The sequence below is a fragment of the Sphingopyxis sp. C-1 genome (assembly GCF_001047015.1).
Classification (GTDB): Bacteria; Pseudomonadota; Alphaproteobacteria; order Sphingomonadales; family Sphingomonadaceae; genus Sphingopyxis.
In genome coordinates this window covers 1,983,636-1,997,546 of record NZ_BBRO01000001.1, presented here as the reverse complement: position 1 = coordinate 1,997,546, position 13,911 = coordinate 1,983,636, and the positions used below count along the sequence as shown (strand labels likewise).

Genomic DNA, 13,911 nt, shown 5'->3' with positions numbered 1-13,911 from the left:
GGGGCCCTTTCTTTTGCTATTCGGAGAGATATGCCGGGCGGAGCGGGGCGCCTTTTCCCGAGCGCCTCCTAAGCCCAGCGGCGCTCAAAGCGCGCGCCGAGGCCCGTCAGCAATTCATATTGCGACAGACCGCTAGCCACCGACACTTCGGGAAGATCATATTCGAGCGCAAGCCAGTCGCCTTCAGCCACCGGTTCCGCGTCGCTGGCGTCGAAGGCGATGAGGTCCATCGACACCCGGCCGATCAACGGTAGGTCGTGCGCTTGCCACATCGCGTGCCCCGCTCCGGCGTGGCAGCGCAGATAACCGTCGGCATAGCCCATATTGGCCACCGCGATCCGGCTTTCTCGCTTCGCAGTCCAGGTCGCATTGTATCCGACCGTTTCACCCTGGTGCAGGTTGCGGACCTGCAGCACGCGCGTTTCGGGATAGACGACTTGCCGGATATATCCCCGCGCCTCCCCACGCGGCGTACCGCCGTAAAGTGCGATGCCCGGGCGCGTCAGGTCGAACGCATAGTTGGTGCCGAGGCAGATGCCGGCGCTGTTTGCAAGGCTGTATCGCCGCGCCGGAATCGACTGGCGAATGGTCCGGAAGGCCGTCAGTTGGTTCGCATTCTGCTCGCTGTCCTCGTCGGCCGAAGCAAGATGGCTGAGCAGGGTTTCGATCGAAAGCCCATCGAGCGCGCCGCCCATGGCTTCATCGACACGCAGACCGAGGCGGTTCATCCCGGTATCGACCATCACGTCGCATGGCCGCCCTTCGCCGGCCGCACGCCAGCGCTGAACCTGCTCGACGCTGTTGAGCACCGGGCGGGCCGGCAGCGTTCGCGCGGCGATCATGTCGCTCACGCCGACGCCGTGCAGGACCGATAACGACACGCCCTCGGGCAAAGGCATCAGTGCCGCCGCCTCGCGCCATGTCGCGACAAAGAAATCGCGGCAACCGGCAGCGACAAGATGCCGCATCACCTCACGCGCGCCGAGGCTGTAACCGTCGGCCTTGATCGCGGCGCCGCACGCCGCCGAGCCACTTTGCGCGGCCAGCCAGCGCCAATTGGCGACAAGCGCATCGCTGTCGAGACGAAGACGGAGCGGCGACGGGACTTCTATCATCCCGCTGCCCCTATACCGGTTCAATCGCCGCGCCAATGGGGGTTCAGGCCGTCGGCGCAGTGCCCCGGGCCGGCTTGTCCCACTGCCCCTCGACCGGATCCTTGAGCATGAAGGCCGTCACGAGGAAGGCGACGAGCACCACGCCCCACGTATACCACAGCCCGGCATAGGCATTCCCCGTCTTTGCGATGATGAAACTCGCGATCAGGGGCAGGAAGCCACCGAAATATCCGGTTCCAAGATGATAGGGAATCGACAGCGACGAGTAGCGCACGTGCGGCGGGAACATCTCAGACAACAGCGCCGCGACCGGGCCATAGGTGAAGCCCGAGAGCGCGCTGAGGCCGAGCAGTGCGATGATGATTACCGCGATGCCGAGTATGTCCGGAATCTGCTTTTCGAAATTATAGCCCATCGCCTCGAGCGCAGGTTTCAGGACCGCGGGATCTTCGCCGGCGACTTCGCGGCCACCTATCGTCACGCGCACGCTGTCGAAACGGCTGCCGCGATCGACGACCTTGTACGGCACGCCCAGCTTGGTAAGTTCGCCGAGCGTCTTTCCGCAGGCGGTTTCCTGTTTCTGCGCAAAGGGATCGAAGCTGCACTGCGACCCGGTGACAACCACCGGCGCCTTTTCGGCTGCCCCCGTCAGCGCGGGATTGCCGACGCTACCCATCAGCCAGAAGAGCGGGAAGAGAAGCACGAGCGTTGCGGCATATCCCCAAACGATCGGCTTTTTCCGCCCGACCCGATCGGAGATGCGGCCCGCCCAGATGAAGAAGCCCATGCCAAGCGCGGCTGCCACGCCGACGATGATTTCGGCCGCCGTATCCTCAACCTTCATCGGCCCTTTGAGGAAGGCGAGGCCTGAAAACATCGCAGTATACCAGATCACGGTCAGACCCGCGGCGATGCCGAACAGCGCGATGAAGATGCGCCTCAGATTGCCTGGGTAGGTGAAGCTCTCCTTCACCGGGTTCTTCGCAATCTCGCCCTCGGCCTTCATCGCCTGAAATACCGGACTTTCCGACAGTTTGAGGCGCATCCACAAAGAGATGGCGAGCAGGATCAGCGACAGCAGGAACGGCACGCGCCACCCCCAGCTTTCCCAGACCGCATCGGGCATCAACGCCTTGCAGCCGAGTACGACGATCAGGCTCAGCACAAAGCCGCCAACCACGCTTGCCTGGATGAAGCTGGTATAGAAACCACGTTTACCCGGCGGCGAATGTTCGGCGACATAGACGGCGGCGCCGCCATACTCGCCGCCGAGCGCGAGCCCCTGCAGCACACGGAGCAGGATGATGATGATCGGCGCCGCGATGCCGATGGTTGCAGCCGAGGGGATCATGCCGACCCCCGCGGTCGCAATGCCCATCAGGGTGACGGTAACGAGAAAGGTATATTTGCGGCCGAGCCGGTCGCCGAGAAAGCCAAAGAGAACGGCGCCGAGCGGGCGGAAGCCGAAACCGACCGCAAAGCCCGCCCAGACGAGCAGGATTTCGAGCGTCGCATTGTCGCTGGGGAAAAAGGCCTTGCCAATGATCGCCGCGAGCGTGCCGTAGATGAAGAAATCATACCATTCGAACACGGTACCCGCCGACGACGCGGCGATGACCATTCGAATATCTTTCGCGGTCGGTTCATAAACGGCGCCGGGTCCGGCGACGGCACTTTCTGTCATACACTCTCCCTTGCCCCTTTTGCTTGGGGCTTATTCAATCCCGGTCGGGCATGAAAGATCGCCCAAGGTCGCGGGCGTCAGTAAAGAAGACGCACGCAATCCGACTTCATTCAAGGCGCCCCAATATTTCTTTCGTATCGGCGTGTCGTTGAAAATCGCAAAGCTTTGCTGCATCTCTACCGGGCAAGCGCCGCCGCGCAAGCCTTCTTGGCGTAGCGTCAATCCGGTGGCAGGATGCCTGAATGCAGTTCATCGACCTTTCGATCCCGATCACCAACGACGTCGTATCCGACCCGCCGGTGATGCGTCCGAACATCACCTATATGACCCACGAGAATACGTGGGAGCAGATCGCGATGTTCTTCCCCGGCCTGACGCGGGAGGATCTGCCCGACGGCGAAGGCTGGGCGGTCGAGATGCTGTCGCTCAGCACGCACAATGGTACGCATATGGATGCGCCCTGGCATTATCACTCGACGACCGACAGCGGCGTTTCCCCTGCCCCATCGATCGACGAGGCACCGCTGGACCTGTTCTTCCGTCCGGGGGTGAAGCTCGACTTTTCGGACCGCCCGCACGGCCATGTCGTGAGCGGCGCCGAGGTCGAGGCCGAACTCGCACGCATTGGGCACGATCTCCAGCCGCTCGACATCGTGCTCGTCCAGTCGGGTGCGATCTACGGCACTGACAATTTCACCGATCAGGGTTGCGGCATGGGCGCAGAGGCGACGCTTTATCTGACGGCGCGCGGCGTGCAGGTCGTCGGGACCGACGCGTGGAGCTGGGACGCGCCGTTCAGCCACACCGCGAAGCGCTGGGCCGAAACACGCGATCCGTCGATTATCTGGGAAGGTCATAAGGCGGGGCGCATCCGGCCCTATTATCAGATCGAGAAGCTGACCAATCTGACAGCCATTCCGGCGACCGGGTTTACCTTTAGTTGCTTCCCGGTGAAGATCGAGCGGGCGAGCGCGGGTTGGATCCGCGCGGTGGCACTCGTCGACTAACCTTCTTCGTCACCCCGGACTTGATCCGTGGTCCATAGCCCCGCGGCAGAAATGGATGCCGGATCAAGTCCGGCGTAACGAAGGTTCAAAGATTTCTGGTGAGTAGGATCCACAGCGTCCAACCGGCGAGCACCAGCAACGCCCCGAAGGTCGCGAGCACACCGACCTGGCGCCCCAGCGGCGCTTTCCCCGGTTCCGACGGCGTGTAGAGCCCGATGACGTGCGCGACGCGGCCGATGAGGAAGATCGCACCGACGATCATCAGCCCCATATGATTGGCGCGCGCGGTTTCGAGCAGCCCGAGCAGGATGATCGTGATCGGCGCATATTCGGCGAGATTGCCGTGTGCGCGGCTGGCGCTGATCAGCTTGGCATCGCCATGGTCGCCGAACGCGGCCTTTACGCGCAACCGCTGGCGTACGGTGTCAATCGCTGTGATGAGCAGCAGCAAGGCGCAAATGGCTGCAACGAACGCGGTTACGGGTAATGTCATGCCCTCTCTCCCCCAGCTTCCCCGTCCGCCGTCATTGCGAGCGTAGCGAAGCAATCCAGAGCGGTTTACGCTACTCTGGATTGCTTCGCTACGCTCGCAATGATGTGGGGCTCAGAAGAGGCGCGAGCCGTTGGGAACCTTGCGATCGGGTGCAAATAGGATGACCGCGCCTTCTTCGTCGGCGAAACCAAGCGTCAATACTTCGGACATGAACTTGCCGATCTGACGCGGCGGGAAGTTGACGACGGCAGCCACCTGCCGCCCAGGCAGTTCTTCCAGCGCATAGCGGTCGACGATCTGCGCGCTACTTTTCTTCTCCCCGATCGCGGGACCGAAGTCGATCTTCAGCTTGAATGCGGGTTTGCGCGCCTCGGGAAAGGGTTCGGCCTCAACGATCGTGCCGATGCGAATGTCTACGCGGAGAAAATCGTCGAAGCTGATCGTCTCTGCCGCTGCTGCATCTTGATCGTGGTTGACGTGCATATTCCAAACTCCGTTCGCCTTGGGCTTGTCGAAGGGCTGCCCTTCTCGCCAACGCCGTAAAAGGAAGGCGGGTGCTTCGACAAGCTCAGCACGAACGGATTTCGAATATCACTCCATTTCGAGGATAACCGCATCGACCGCCAAGCTGTCGCCTTGCGCGGCGTTCACGGTTTTCACGACACCCGATTTTTCGGCGCGGAGGATATTCTCCATCTTCATCGCCTCGACAGTCGCGAGCGGCTGGCCGGCTTCCACCTTGTCGCCTTCGCCCACGTGCAGCGTGACGAGCAGTCCCGGCATCGGGCAGATGAGGAATTTCGAAAGATCGGGCGGAATCTTCTCGATCATATGCGTCGCCAGCGGTGCGACGTGCCAGGGCAGCACGCGGACATCGTGGATGTGTCCGCGCGTTGTCATCTTCCAGCCGGTACGCGTCTTCGCGACCTTTACCGCCAGTTCGCTATCGTCGATATCGGCAACGACGAGCCGGTCGCCCGGCGTATACTCCAGCGCGATGTCGATCCGGTCGCCTTCGACCTTGATATGCTTGTCGCCGATCTTGACCTTGTGCGGCGCGCCGTCGATCGACACTTGCCATTTTGAAGGCGGTTCGAGCCGGTCGCCGAGCTGGCCGTCGGTTCGGCGCGCGCGGTCGGCCTCGGCGCTAGCCATAAAGCCCGCGATAGCCGCGAGCGCACGTGTCACATCGCCATTCGTCGGTGCGCCGTGGAATCCCTCGGGATATTCCTCGGCGATGAAACCCGTCGTCAGTTCGCCCGAGCGGAAACGCGGGTGCTGCATGATGGCGGAGACGAAATCGATATTGTGCCCGAGCCCTTCGAGCTCGAAGCGGTCGAGCGCCGCGATCTGCAGGTCGGCGGCTTCGTCCCGCGTCTTGCCCCAGGTCACCAGCTTGGCGATCATCGGATCGTAAAAGATCGACACTTCGCCGCCTTCCTCTACCCCCGCATCGACGCGCACGCCATCGACGCCGCGCTCTTCGCCTTCCCAGGCGGGAACGGGCGTTCGGTAACGGACAAGCCGCCCGGTCGAGGGCAGGAAGCCGCGATAAGGATCCTCTGCATAGACCCGGTTCTCGATCGCCCAGCCGTCGATCTTCACATCGTCCTGCGTGATCTCGAGCTTCTCGCCCGCCGCGACGCGGATCATCTGCTCGACCAGATCGATGCCGGTGATCGCCTCGGTCACCGGATGTTCGACCTGAAGCCGCGTGTTCATTTCAAGGAAGTAGAAACTCTCGCCCGTCGGATCGGCGCCCGAGACGATCAGTTCGACGGTGCCCGCGCTGTAATAGCCGACGGCTTTCGACAGCGCGACGCACTGCTCGCCCATCGCCTTGCGCATCTTTTCGGTGACGAACGGTGACGGCGCTTCCTCGACCACCTTCTGGTGGCGGCGCTGGATGCTGCACTCGCGCTCGTTGAGGTAGAGCACATTGCCGTGCTGGTCGCCCAGGATCTGGATTTCGATGTGGCGCGGGTTCAGGATGAACTTCTCGATGAAGACGCGGTCGTCGCCGAAGCTGTTGAGCCCCTCGCGCTTCGTCGCTTCAAATCCCTCGCGAACATCCTTTTCGTCATAGGCGAGGCGCATGCCCTTGCCGCCGCCGCCCGCCGATGCCTTCATCATCACCGGATAGCCGATCTCGTTCGAGATGCGCACGGCATGTTCGGTATCGTCGATCTCACCGACGAAGCCCGGGACGACGTTGACGCCCGCTTCCTTCGCGAGCTTCTTCGACTCGATCTTGTCGCCCATCGCCGCGATCGCGTTTACCGGCGGGCCGATGAAGGCGATATTTTCTTTGGCCAGTGCCTCCGCAAAGCTGGTGCGTTCGGACAGGAAGCCATAGCCCGGATGCACCGCCTCGGCGCCCGTCGCCTTGCACGCCGCGATGATCTTGTCGGCGATCAGATAGGATTCGGATGCGGGCGACGGCCCGATATGCACCGCCTCGTCGGCCATCTGCACAAAGGGCGCGCGCGCGTCGGCGTCCGAATAGACGGCGACGGTCGCGACGCCCATGCGGCGCGCGGTCTTGATGACGCGGCAGGCGATTTCGCCGCGATTGGCGATCAGGATTTTCTTGAACATGGCCCTCAATATTCCTCAATCAGATCTTTGAGTTGTTTGGTACGCGCATCGGTGAGTTGCGTCTGGCAACCGCTGATCACCATCGGTTCGGCCGAGCCGCCACGCATCGTGTAGCCTTCGCTCGCGCATTGCTTGTCGCGGTAGGTCAGCCAGGCGCGCTGCGCCGCGAGCAATGTGTCGAAATAACCGGGGCGATTGTCCTGCGTGCGGTCGAACTCGGCGTCGATCGCTTTCATGCGCGCCGCCGTCACCTTCCACTGCGCGTTCATCGCAGCATCCGCGCGCTCGAATTCCTTGTACGCGCATGCGTTGAGTTCGAACTGCGCCATCGCATTGTCGCAATCGATCTCGGGATCCTGGGCGGCCGCCGCCAATGCCAAGAGGGCCGAAAGGATCATTCCGCCGCTTCCATTTGCGCGCGCATCGGCTCTTCGCTCACCATCGGCACGATCCCCAGCTTCGCGAACAGCGCCGCGTCGGCATTGTCGCCGCGGTTGCCGGTGGTGAGCAGCTTGTCGCCGGTGAAGATGCTGTTCGCGCCCGCCATGAAGCACAGCGCCTGCGTCGCCTCCGACATGCTCTCGCGCCCCGCTGACAGGCGGACCATCGATTTCGGCATGGTGATGCGCGCGACGGCGATCGTGCGGACGAACTCGATGTCGTCGATCTTCGCGAGCGGGGTGTCGGCGAGCATGTCGCCGAGCACGGTGCCCTTTACGGGCACCAGCGCGTTCACTGGCACGCTTTCGGGATGGCGTTCGAGCGTCGCCAGCGCGTGGATGAAGCCGACACGATCCTGCCGGTTCTCGCCCAGCCCGACAATCCCGCCCGAGCAGACGTTGATCCCGGCGTTGCGGACTTCCTCGAGCGTATCGAGGCGGTCCTGAAACGTCCGTGTCGAAATGATATTCCCGTAATTCTCGGGAGAAGTGTCGATATTGTGGTTATAATAATCGAGCCCCGCGACCGCGAGCGTCTGCGCCTGTTCCTTGGTCAGCATCCCCAGAGTCATGCAGGTTTCCATGCCCATCTGGCGCACGCCCTCTATCATCTCGACGATCGCAGGCATGTCGCGGTCCTTTGGGTTGCGCCAGGCGGCACCCATGCAGAATCGCTTCGATCCCGAATCCTTCGCCTGCGCTGCCGATTGCAGGACCGCGCGCACATCCATCAGCTTCGTCGCCTTCAATCCGCTTTCGGCGCTTTTCGACTGCGAGCAATAACCGCAATCCTCGACGCAGCCGCCGGTCTTGATCGACAGCAAGGTGCAAAGCTGGACTTCGCCGCGCGCGTGATGGCGGCGGTGGACGCCCTGCGCCTCCCACATCAGTTCGTCGAACGGCAGGTCGAACAGCTCGGCGATTTCCTCGCGCGTCCAGTCGGTACGCACCTGATCGTCTTGCGGGGCAGTTTGGGAGAGGTTCATGGATTTCGGCCCTTTGATGTTATTTGCAGAAGCGCTCTAGAGCGGCGCCGTAAAATTCGATCGTCGGCGTTTCGCCGAACATGTCCTGATAATTGCCTTCCGCCCACGGCCGACGGTCGCCATAGCTGATCGTCACCTGCCGTCCGGTTTCGGCGTTGCCATATTCGCCGACGCCGTAAAGCGTGAAGTCGATATCGGCTTCGGGATCGTCGCAATTCAGACGGATCAGCCCCTTGTTCACATATTTGTCGCTCGTCTCGAAATAGATGTCGCGCCAGGGGCCGTCGCTCTTTTCGACGCGGCCATACCAGTCGGTGAAATAGACGTCGTCGATCTGCTGCCGATAGATCAACTCGACAGGGACATTCTTGCGATATTCGCTCGGACGGCTGGCGGGTTCGGCGTGCGCCGCCGTTCCGCTCATGGCGGCCACCCCTGCAAGCATCAGGCGAAGCAGATGGTTCAAGCAGCATCCTCCAGCGGTGGCATATTGTGGCCGAGCAGGCGCAGCACGTCGGCGGCACATTCGACCACATTGCTGCCGGGGCCGTAGATGCCCTGGACGCCCGCGTCGCGGAGATAGTCGTAATCCTGCGGCGGGATGACGCCGCCTGCAATGACCTTGATGTCGTTACGGCCGGCTTCGCGAAGCTTGTTGATGAGTTCGGGGATCAGCGTTTTGTGCCCCGCGGCAAGGCTCGATGCGCCGACGACATCGACGCCGCTGTCGAGCGCCAGCACCACCGTTTCCTCAGGCGTCTGGAACAAGGGGCCGGACACGACATCAAAGCCCATGTCGCCAAAGGCCGAGGCGATGACGTTCGCGCCGCGATCATGCCCATCCTGACCCATCTTGGCCACGAGCAGCTTGGGTTTTCGGCCCATACGGCGTTCGACCGCCGCGACACCGTCAAGCACCTGCTGCCAGCGCGCATCGCCTTCATAGGGCGCGGCATAGACGCCCTTCACCGGGGTCGGCTGGGTGCCGTAACGGTCAAAGCTTTCTTCCATCGCCGAAGAAATTTCGCCGAGCGTCGCGCGCGCGCGCGCAGCATCGACGGCGTGGGCAAGCAGGTTATTCTCGATCGACTGCTCGCCCGCGGCAGCATCGCGCAGCGCCTTCAGCGCCGCCTGACAGGCCGCTTCGTCACGAGCCGCCTTGGTCTTGTTGATCCGCGCGATCTGCGCCTCGCGCACCTTCGTGTTGTCGACCTCCAGCGTTTCGAGCAAATCCTCGTTCGCCAGGCGATATTTGTTCACCCCGACAATCACGTCGTCGCCGCGGTCGACACGCGCCTGACGCGCTGCTGCTGCGGTCTCGATCATCGCCTTGGGCCAGCCCGCCGCGACGGCCTTGGCCATGCCGCCTTCCTTCTCGACGCGTTCGATAATCTCCCACGCCTTGTCGACCAGTTCCTGCGTCAAAGCCTCGACATAATAGGAGCCGCCGAGCGGATCGACGACCTTGGTCATCCCGGTCTCTTCCTGGATGACGATCTGGGTGTTGCGCGCGATGCGGGCCGAAAAGTCGGTCGGCAGCGCGATGGCCTCGTCGAGCGCGTTGGTGTGGAGGCTCTGCGTGCCGCCGAGCATCGCCGCCATCGCCTCGATCGTCGTGCGCATGACGTTGTTGTATGGGTCCTGCTCGGTGAGCGAGACGCCCGACGTCTGGCAGTGGGTGCGCAGCATCTTCGACCGCTCGTCCTTGGCACCAAGATTGGTCATCACGCGGTGCCACAACACCCGCGCGGCGCGAAGTTTAGCGATCTCCATGAAGAAATTCATGCCGATCGCGAAGAAGAAGGACAGGCGCCCGGCGAACTTGTCGATGTCGAGCCCCGATGCGACGCCATAGCGCACATATTCGGCGCCGTCGGCGATGGTGAACGCCAGTTCCTGCACCTGCGTCGCCCCGGCTTCCTGCATATGATAGCCGGAGATGGAGATGCTGTTGAACTTGGGCATCTCGCGCGACGTATAGCCGAAGATGTCCGAGATGATCCGCATGCTCGGTTCGGGCGGGTAGATATAGGTGTTGCGGACCATGAACTCCTTGAGGATGTCGTTCTGGATCGTCCCGTCGAGCAGCTTGCGCTCGACCCCCTGCTCCTCGCCCGCGACGATGAAGAAGGCGAGGATGGGGATCACCGCGCCATTCATCGTCATCGACACCGACATCTGATCGAGCGGGATGCCGTCGAACAGGATCTTCATATCCTCGACGCTGTCGATCGCGACCCCCGCTTTACCGACGTCGCCGACGACGCGCGGATGGTCGCTGTCATAACCGCGGTGCGTCGCGAGGTCGAAGGCGACCGACAGGCCCTTTTGGCCCGCCGCCAGGTTGCGGCGATAAAAGGCGTTCGATTCCTCGGCGGTCGAAAAGCCTGCATATTGACGGATCGTCCAAGGGCGTCCGGCATACATCGACGCGCGAACGCCGCGTGTGAACGGCGCGAAGCCAGGCAGGCCGGGATCGGTCTGCACGTCTTCGGCCGTGTAGAGCGGCTTGACGTCGATACCCTCGGGCGTCGCCCAAGTGAGGTCCTTGCCCTTCACTTCCTTTTCCGCGGCGGCGGCCCATTGGTCGAGCGTTGGCTTGTCGGTCATATGCAGTCTCTACTCTCTTTTCGTCATGCCGGACTTGATCCGGCACCCCGCTTTGCGACGCCCGCCAGCGGGACCCCGGATCAAGTCCGGGGTGACGATGAAATGAACGTCAGTGGTCGCCCTTCGGCGTCTCCATAATCTCGGTCAGCACCCCGCCCATATCCTTGGGGTGCAGGAAGAAGATCAGCGTCCCATGCGCCCCGATCCGCGGCTCGCCGAGCACGCGCTTGCCCATCGCCTCGAACTCGGCCTTGGCGGCATGGATATCGGGAACCTCGTAGCACAGATGATGCTGCCCTCCTGCCGGGTTCTTTTGCAGGAAGGCCGCGATCGACGCATTACCCGGCAATGGCTCGATCAGCTCGATTTGTGTGCCGTTCAGCCCCCCAAGCCCTGAAGAGTCGGTCGGCGTATCGACGAAGCACACTTTCACGCCCTGTTCGGGCAGATCGAAAGGTTCATGAATCTGCGTCGCCCCCATCACATCGCGGTAAAAGACGATGCTGTCGGCGATCGACGGCGTGGCGACGCCGATATGGTTGAGGCGACCCAGTTTCATCTCATTCTCCTCAGCAGCCCGGAATCTGGTCCTTGCCGACCAGTTCATATTTGCCATTTTTGAACAGATATTGCTGCTTGATCGTGCGTGTCCCGGAATAGGTGACGGTAAAGCTCTTGTCGGGAACGGCCGCGGTGATCTGCCCGTCGAAGCCCTGTTCCTTCTGGTTCAGGCCGCCACCCGAGCTCATGCTGTCGGTGAAGCTCGCGCGATCCGCCGGCGCGTCGGGCGCCAGTTCGGTCAGCGTCGCGCTGCTGATCGCGCAGCCCTGCCAAACGCCGCCGCCCGAGGTAATGAGATAGGGATTTTTGCCGATTGCATCGCTGAAGGCCCAGGCGGTCGCGGCGTTGCCGACGCTGCCGACCGAACCGAGGTCGAGCCACTCGCCCTTGCGCTGCCAGCCAGACGGGCCGCCCTGCAGATAATGGATCGCGTTGACCCCGCCCTCGCTGTGCCCCGCTTCGTCGAGGCTGCCGAGGCTCAGCAGCACGCCGACATTGTTCGGGAGCAGATGGATCGCGGCGGGACGGAATGTGTAAGTGCGACCGTCGATCTCACGCGTTGCGGTCGGCTCGGCGCCCTTGGCAAGGCCGAACGCGGTCCGGAACGCAAGGCCGATCGTCGTGTCTTCCTCGCTGCCGAGCGTCACTGGAAAGGCGGGCTTCGGCTTACCCACCGGCGTATCGGGATCGAACGCCGACGCTGCCGGCGCGGCGAGAAGAACGGGAGCAATCAGGGTAGCAAGAAGGAGTTTACGCATCTTCAAACCTCATTTGGAATCAAGGACATCGCGGTTTTAGCCGCTCGCTGTCCATGGCTCCAGTCCGGTGCTTCATATGTGCCGGACATCACATATGACGACAAAAATGCTCGCGATCAGAGCGGAATATTGTCGTGCTTCTTCCACGGGTTTTCGAGTTGCTTGTTCCGAAGCTTACGCAACCCCAGCGCGATCCGCTTGCGGGTATTATGCGGGTGGATCACCTCGTCGATATAGCCGCGCGACGCCGCAACGAAGGGGTTGGCGAAGCGGGCTTCATATTCCTTCGTACGCTGCGCGATCTTTTCGGGGTCGCCGATGTCGCTGCGAAAGATGATCTCGACCGCGCCCTTTGCACCCATCACCGCAATCTCTGCGGTCGGCCAGGCATAGTTGAGGTCGCCGCGCAGATGCTTGGACGCCATCACGTCATAGGCGCCGCCATAGGCCTTGCGCGTGATCACCGTGATCTTGGGAACCGTCGCCTCGGCATAGGCGAAGAGCAGCTTGGCGCCATGTTTGATGATGCCGTTATATTCCTGTGCGGTGCCGGGCAGGAAGCCGGGGACATCGACAAAGGTTATGATCGGAATCTCGAACGCATCGCAGAAACGGACGAAGCGCGCCGCCTTCTTCGACGAATTAATGTCGAGCACGCCCGCAAGCACCAGCGGCTGGTTCGCGACGATGCCGATCGTGCGGCCCTCGATACGGCCGAAGCCGCAGATGATGTTCGCGGCGTGCGCCGGCTGCACTTCGAAGAAATCGCCTTCGTCGACGGTTTTGCGGATCAGCTCGTGCATGTCGTACGGCTGGTTCGCATTCGGCGGGACCAGCGTGTCGAGGCTGGCCTCGGCGCGGTCGTAGGGGTCGCTCGTCGGGCGGACGGGAACGCCGCTGCGGTTGTTTTCGGGCAGGTAATCGAAGAAATCGCGCGCAGCGAGCAGCGCCTCGATGTCGTTCTCGAACGCCAGATCGGCGACCGAGCTTTTGGTCGTATGCGTGATCGCGCCGCCGAGTTCCTCCTGCGTCACAACCTCATTAGTCACCGTTTTGACAACATCCGGACCAGTGACGAACATATAGCTGCTGTCCTTCACCATGAAGATGAAGTCGGTCATCGCGGGGCTGTAAACTGCCCCGCCCGCGCACGGGCCCATGATCAGCGAAATCTGCGGCACGACGCCTGAGGCAAGCACGTTGCGCTGGAACACCTCAGCATAGCCGCCGAGCGAAGCGACGCCCTCCTGAATGCGTGCGCCGCCACTGTCGTTGAGGCCGATGACGGGCGCGCCGACCTTCATCGCATTATCCATCACCTTCATGATCTTCTCGGCATGCCGTTCCGACAGCGAGCCGCCGAAGACCGTGAAATCCTGGCTGAAGACATAGACGAGGCGGCCGTTGATCGTGCCCGATCCGGTAACGACACCATCGCCGGGGACGATCTGGTCCTGCATCCCGAAATCGGTGCAATTATGTTCGACATAGGTGTCGAGCTCTTCGAACGACCCTTCGTCGAGAAGTACGTCGAGCCGCTCTCTCGCGGTCAGCTTGCCCTTGGCATGCTGGGCATCGATGCGTTTTTGTCCGCCGCCCAAGGCGGCAGCGGCCCGGCGGCGTTCCATTTCGGCGATATTGGCGGACATGCGGCTCTCC

14 protein-coding genes are annotated in these 13,911 nt (G+C 62.3%); 1 reads left to right on the top strand and 13 read right to left on the bottom strand.

Going from position 1 to position 13,911, the window contains the following annotated elements:
• Positions 1-68 precede the first annotated feature (68 nt).
• Genes alr through SC1_RS22165 form a run of 3 tightly spaced genes read right to left on the bottom strand, consistent with a single transcriptional unit; the run spans position 69 to position 3,021 of the window.
• Positions 69-1,115 carry an alanine racemase gene (alr, locus tag SC1_RS09270; RefSeq protein ID WP_062180442.1) on the bottom strand — a complete coding sequence of 349 codons (1,047 nt, stop codon included), beginning with the start codon at positions 1,113-1,115 and terminating at the stop codon, positions 69-71.
• Between the two features lie 43 nt (positions 1,116-1,158).
• On the bottom strand, positions 1,159-2,799 hold the full coding sequence (locus tag SC1_RS09265; RefSeq protein WP_062180439.1) for an MFS transporter: 1,641 nt from the start codon (positions 2,797-2,799) through the stop codon (positions 1,159-1,161).
• A 30-nt stretch (positions 2,800-2,829) separates the two neighbouring features.
• Entirely contained in the window at positions 2,830-3,021 is a 192-nt protein-coding gene (locus SC1_RS22165; RefSeq protein ID WP_193749140.1) for a hypothetical protein, read from the bottom strand.
• A 20-nt stretch (positions 3,022-3,041) separates the two neighbouring features.
• Here SC1_RS22165 and SC1_RS09260 point away from each other — a divergent pair, with 20 nt between their 5' ends.
• Positions 3,042-3,806, top strand: a complete 765-nt coding sequence (locus SC1_RS09260) for a cyclase family protein (protein ID WP_062180436.1) — start codon at positions 3,042-3,044, stop codon at positions 3,804-3,806.
• An 85-nt stretch (positions 3,807-3,891) separates the two neighbouring features.
• Here the strand turns inward: SC1_RS09260 and SC1_RS09255 are convergent, their stop codons facing one another.
• The 10 genes from SC1_RS09255 to SC1_RS09210 form a co-directional block, all read right to left on the bottom strand.
• A complete protein-coding gene (locus SC1_RS09255) occupies positions 3,892-4,299 on the bottom strand; it encodes an MAPEG family protein (RefSeq protein WP_083435766.1) in 408 nt (135 codons plus the stop codon).
• 111 nt (positions 4,300-4,410) lie between these two features.
• The gene (locus SC1_RS09250; protein WP_062180430.1) at positions 4,411-4,782 is read right to left on the bottom strand and encodes a tRNA-binding protein; all 372 of its coding nucleotides are present in this window, start codon (positions 4,780-4,782) and stop codon (positions 4,411-4,413) included.
• Between the two features lie 108 nt (positions 4,783-4,890).
• Positions 4,891-6,897, bottom strand: coding sequence for an acetyl/propionyl/methylcrotonyl-CoA carboxylase subunit alpha (locus SC1_RS09245; RefSeq protein WP_062180417.1), 2,007 nt, complete (start codon positions 6,895-6,897; stop codon positions 4,891-4,893).
• 5 nt (positions 6,898-6,902) lie between these two features.
• On the bottom strand, positions 6,903-7,295 hold the full coding sequence (locus SC1_RS09240) for a lysozyme inhibitor LprI family protein (protein ID WP_062180414.1): 393 nt from the start codon (positions 7,293-7,295) through the stop codon (positions 6,903-6,905).
• Positions 7,292-8,323, bottom strand: coding sequence for a biotin synthase BioB (bioB, locus tag SC1_RS09235; protein WP_062180411.1), 1,032 nt, complete (start codon positions 8,321-8,323; stop codon positions 7,292-7,294). Before bioB ends, SC1_RS09240 begins: the two co-directional genes overlap by 4 nt.
• A gap of 19 nt (positions 8,324-8,342) precedes the next feature.
• Positions 8,343-8,789 (bottom strand): hypothetical protein, encoded by a 447-nt coding sequence (locus SC1_RS09230; protein ID WP_062180408.1) that lies wholly within the window; start codon positions 8,787-8,789, stop codon positions 8,343-8,345.
• Entirely contained in the window at positions 8,786-10,933 is a 2,148-nt protein-coding gene (scpA, locus tag SC1_RS09225) for a methylmalonyl-CoA mutase (protein ID WP_062180405.1), read from the bottom strand. Before scpA ends, SC1_RS09230 begins: the two co-directional genes overlap by 4 nt.
• Positions 10,934-11,042: 109 nt before the next feature.
• Positions 11,043-11,492, bottom strand: a complete 450-nt coding sequence (mce, locus tag SC1_RS09220; RefSeq protein ID WP_062180402.1) for a methylmalonyl-CoA epimerase — start codon at positions 11,490-11,492, stop codon at positions 11,043-11,045.
• Positions 11,493-11,502: 10 nt separating this feature from the next.
• The gene (locus SC1_RS09215) at positions 11,503-12,252 is read right to left on the bottom strand and encodes a hypothetical protein (RefSeq protein WP_152682343.1); all 750 of its coding nucleotides are present in this window, start codon (positions 12,250-12,252) and stop codon (positions 11,503-11,505) included.
• A gap of 116 nt (positions 12,253-12,368) precedes the next feature.
• Complete coding sequence (locus SC1_RS09210) at positions 12,369-13,901, bottom strand: acyl-CoA carboxylase subunit beta (protein WP_062183882.1); 1,533 nt, start codon at positions 13,899-13,901, stop codon at positions 12,369-12,371.
• Positions 13,902-13,911 lie beyond the last annotated feature (10 nt).

What these genes read in the sequence shown, in the direction of transcription:
- mce (WP_062180402.1), bottom strand. Translation starts at nt 11,492, where the DNA reads ATGAAACTGGGTCGCCTCAACCATATCGGCGTCGCCACGCCGTCGATC.
- SC1_RS09265 (WP_062180439.1), bottom strand. Translation starts at nt 2,799, where the DNA reads ATGACAGAAAGTGCCGTCGCCGGACCCGGCGCCGTTTATGAACCGACC.
- SC1_RS09215 (WP_152682343.1), bottom strand. Translation starts at nt 12,252, where the DNA reads ATGCGTAAACTCCTTCTTGCTACCCTGATTGCTCCCGTTCTTCTCGCC.
- bioB (WP_062180411.1), bottom strand. Translation starts at nt 8,323, where the DNA reads ATGAACCTCTCCCAAACTGCCCCGCAAGACGATCAGGTGCGTACCGAC.
- SC1_RS09260 (WP_062180436.1), top strand. Translation starts at nt 3,042, where the DNA reads ATGCAGTTCATCGACCTTTCGATCCCGATCACCAACGACGTCGTATCC.
- SC1_RS09245 (WP_062180417.1), bottom strand. Translation starts at nt 6,897, where the DNA reads ATGTTCAAGAAAATCCTGATCGCCAATCGCGGCGAAATCGCCTGCCGC.
- scpA (WP_062180405.1), bottom strand. Translation starts at nt 10,933, where the DNA reads ATGACCGACAAGCCAACGCTCGACCAATGGGCCGCCGCCGCGGAAAAG.
- alr (WP_062180442.1), bottom strand. Translation starts at nt 1,115, where the DNA reads ATGATAGAAGTCCCGTCGCCGCTCCGTCTTCGTCTCGACAGCGATGCG.
- SC1_RS09255 (WP_083435766.1), bottom strand. Translation starts at nt 4,299, where the DNA reads ATGACATTACCCGTAACCGCGTTCGTTGCAGCCATTTGCGCCTTGCTG.
- SC1_RS09250 (WP_062180430.1), bottom strand. Translation starts at nt 4,782, where the DNA reads ATGCACGTCAACCACGATCAAGATGCAGCAGCGGCAGAGACGATCAGC.
- SC1_RS09210 (WP_062183882.1), bottom strand. Translation starts at nt 13,901, where the DNA reads ATGTCCGCCAATATCGCCGAAATGGAACGCCGCCGGGCCGCTGCCGCC.
- SC1_RS09240 (WP_062180414.1), bottom strand. Translation starts at nt 7,295, where the DNA reads ATGATCCTTTCGGCCCTCTTGGCATTGGCGGCGGCCGCCCAGGATCCC.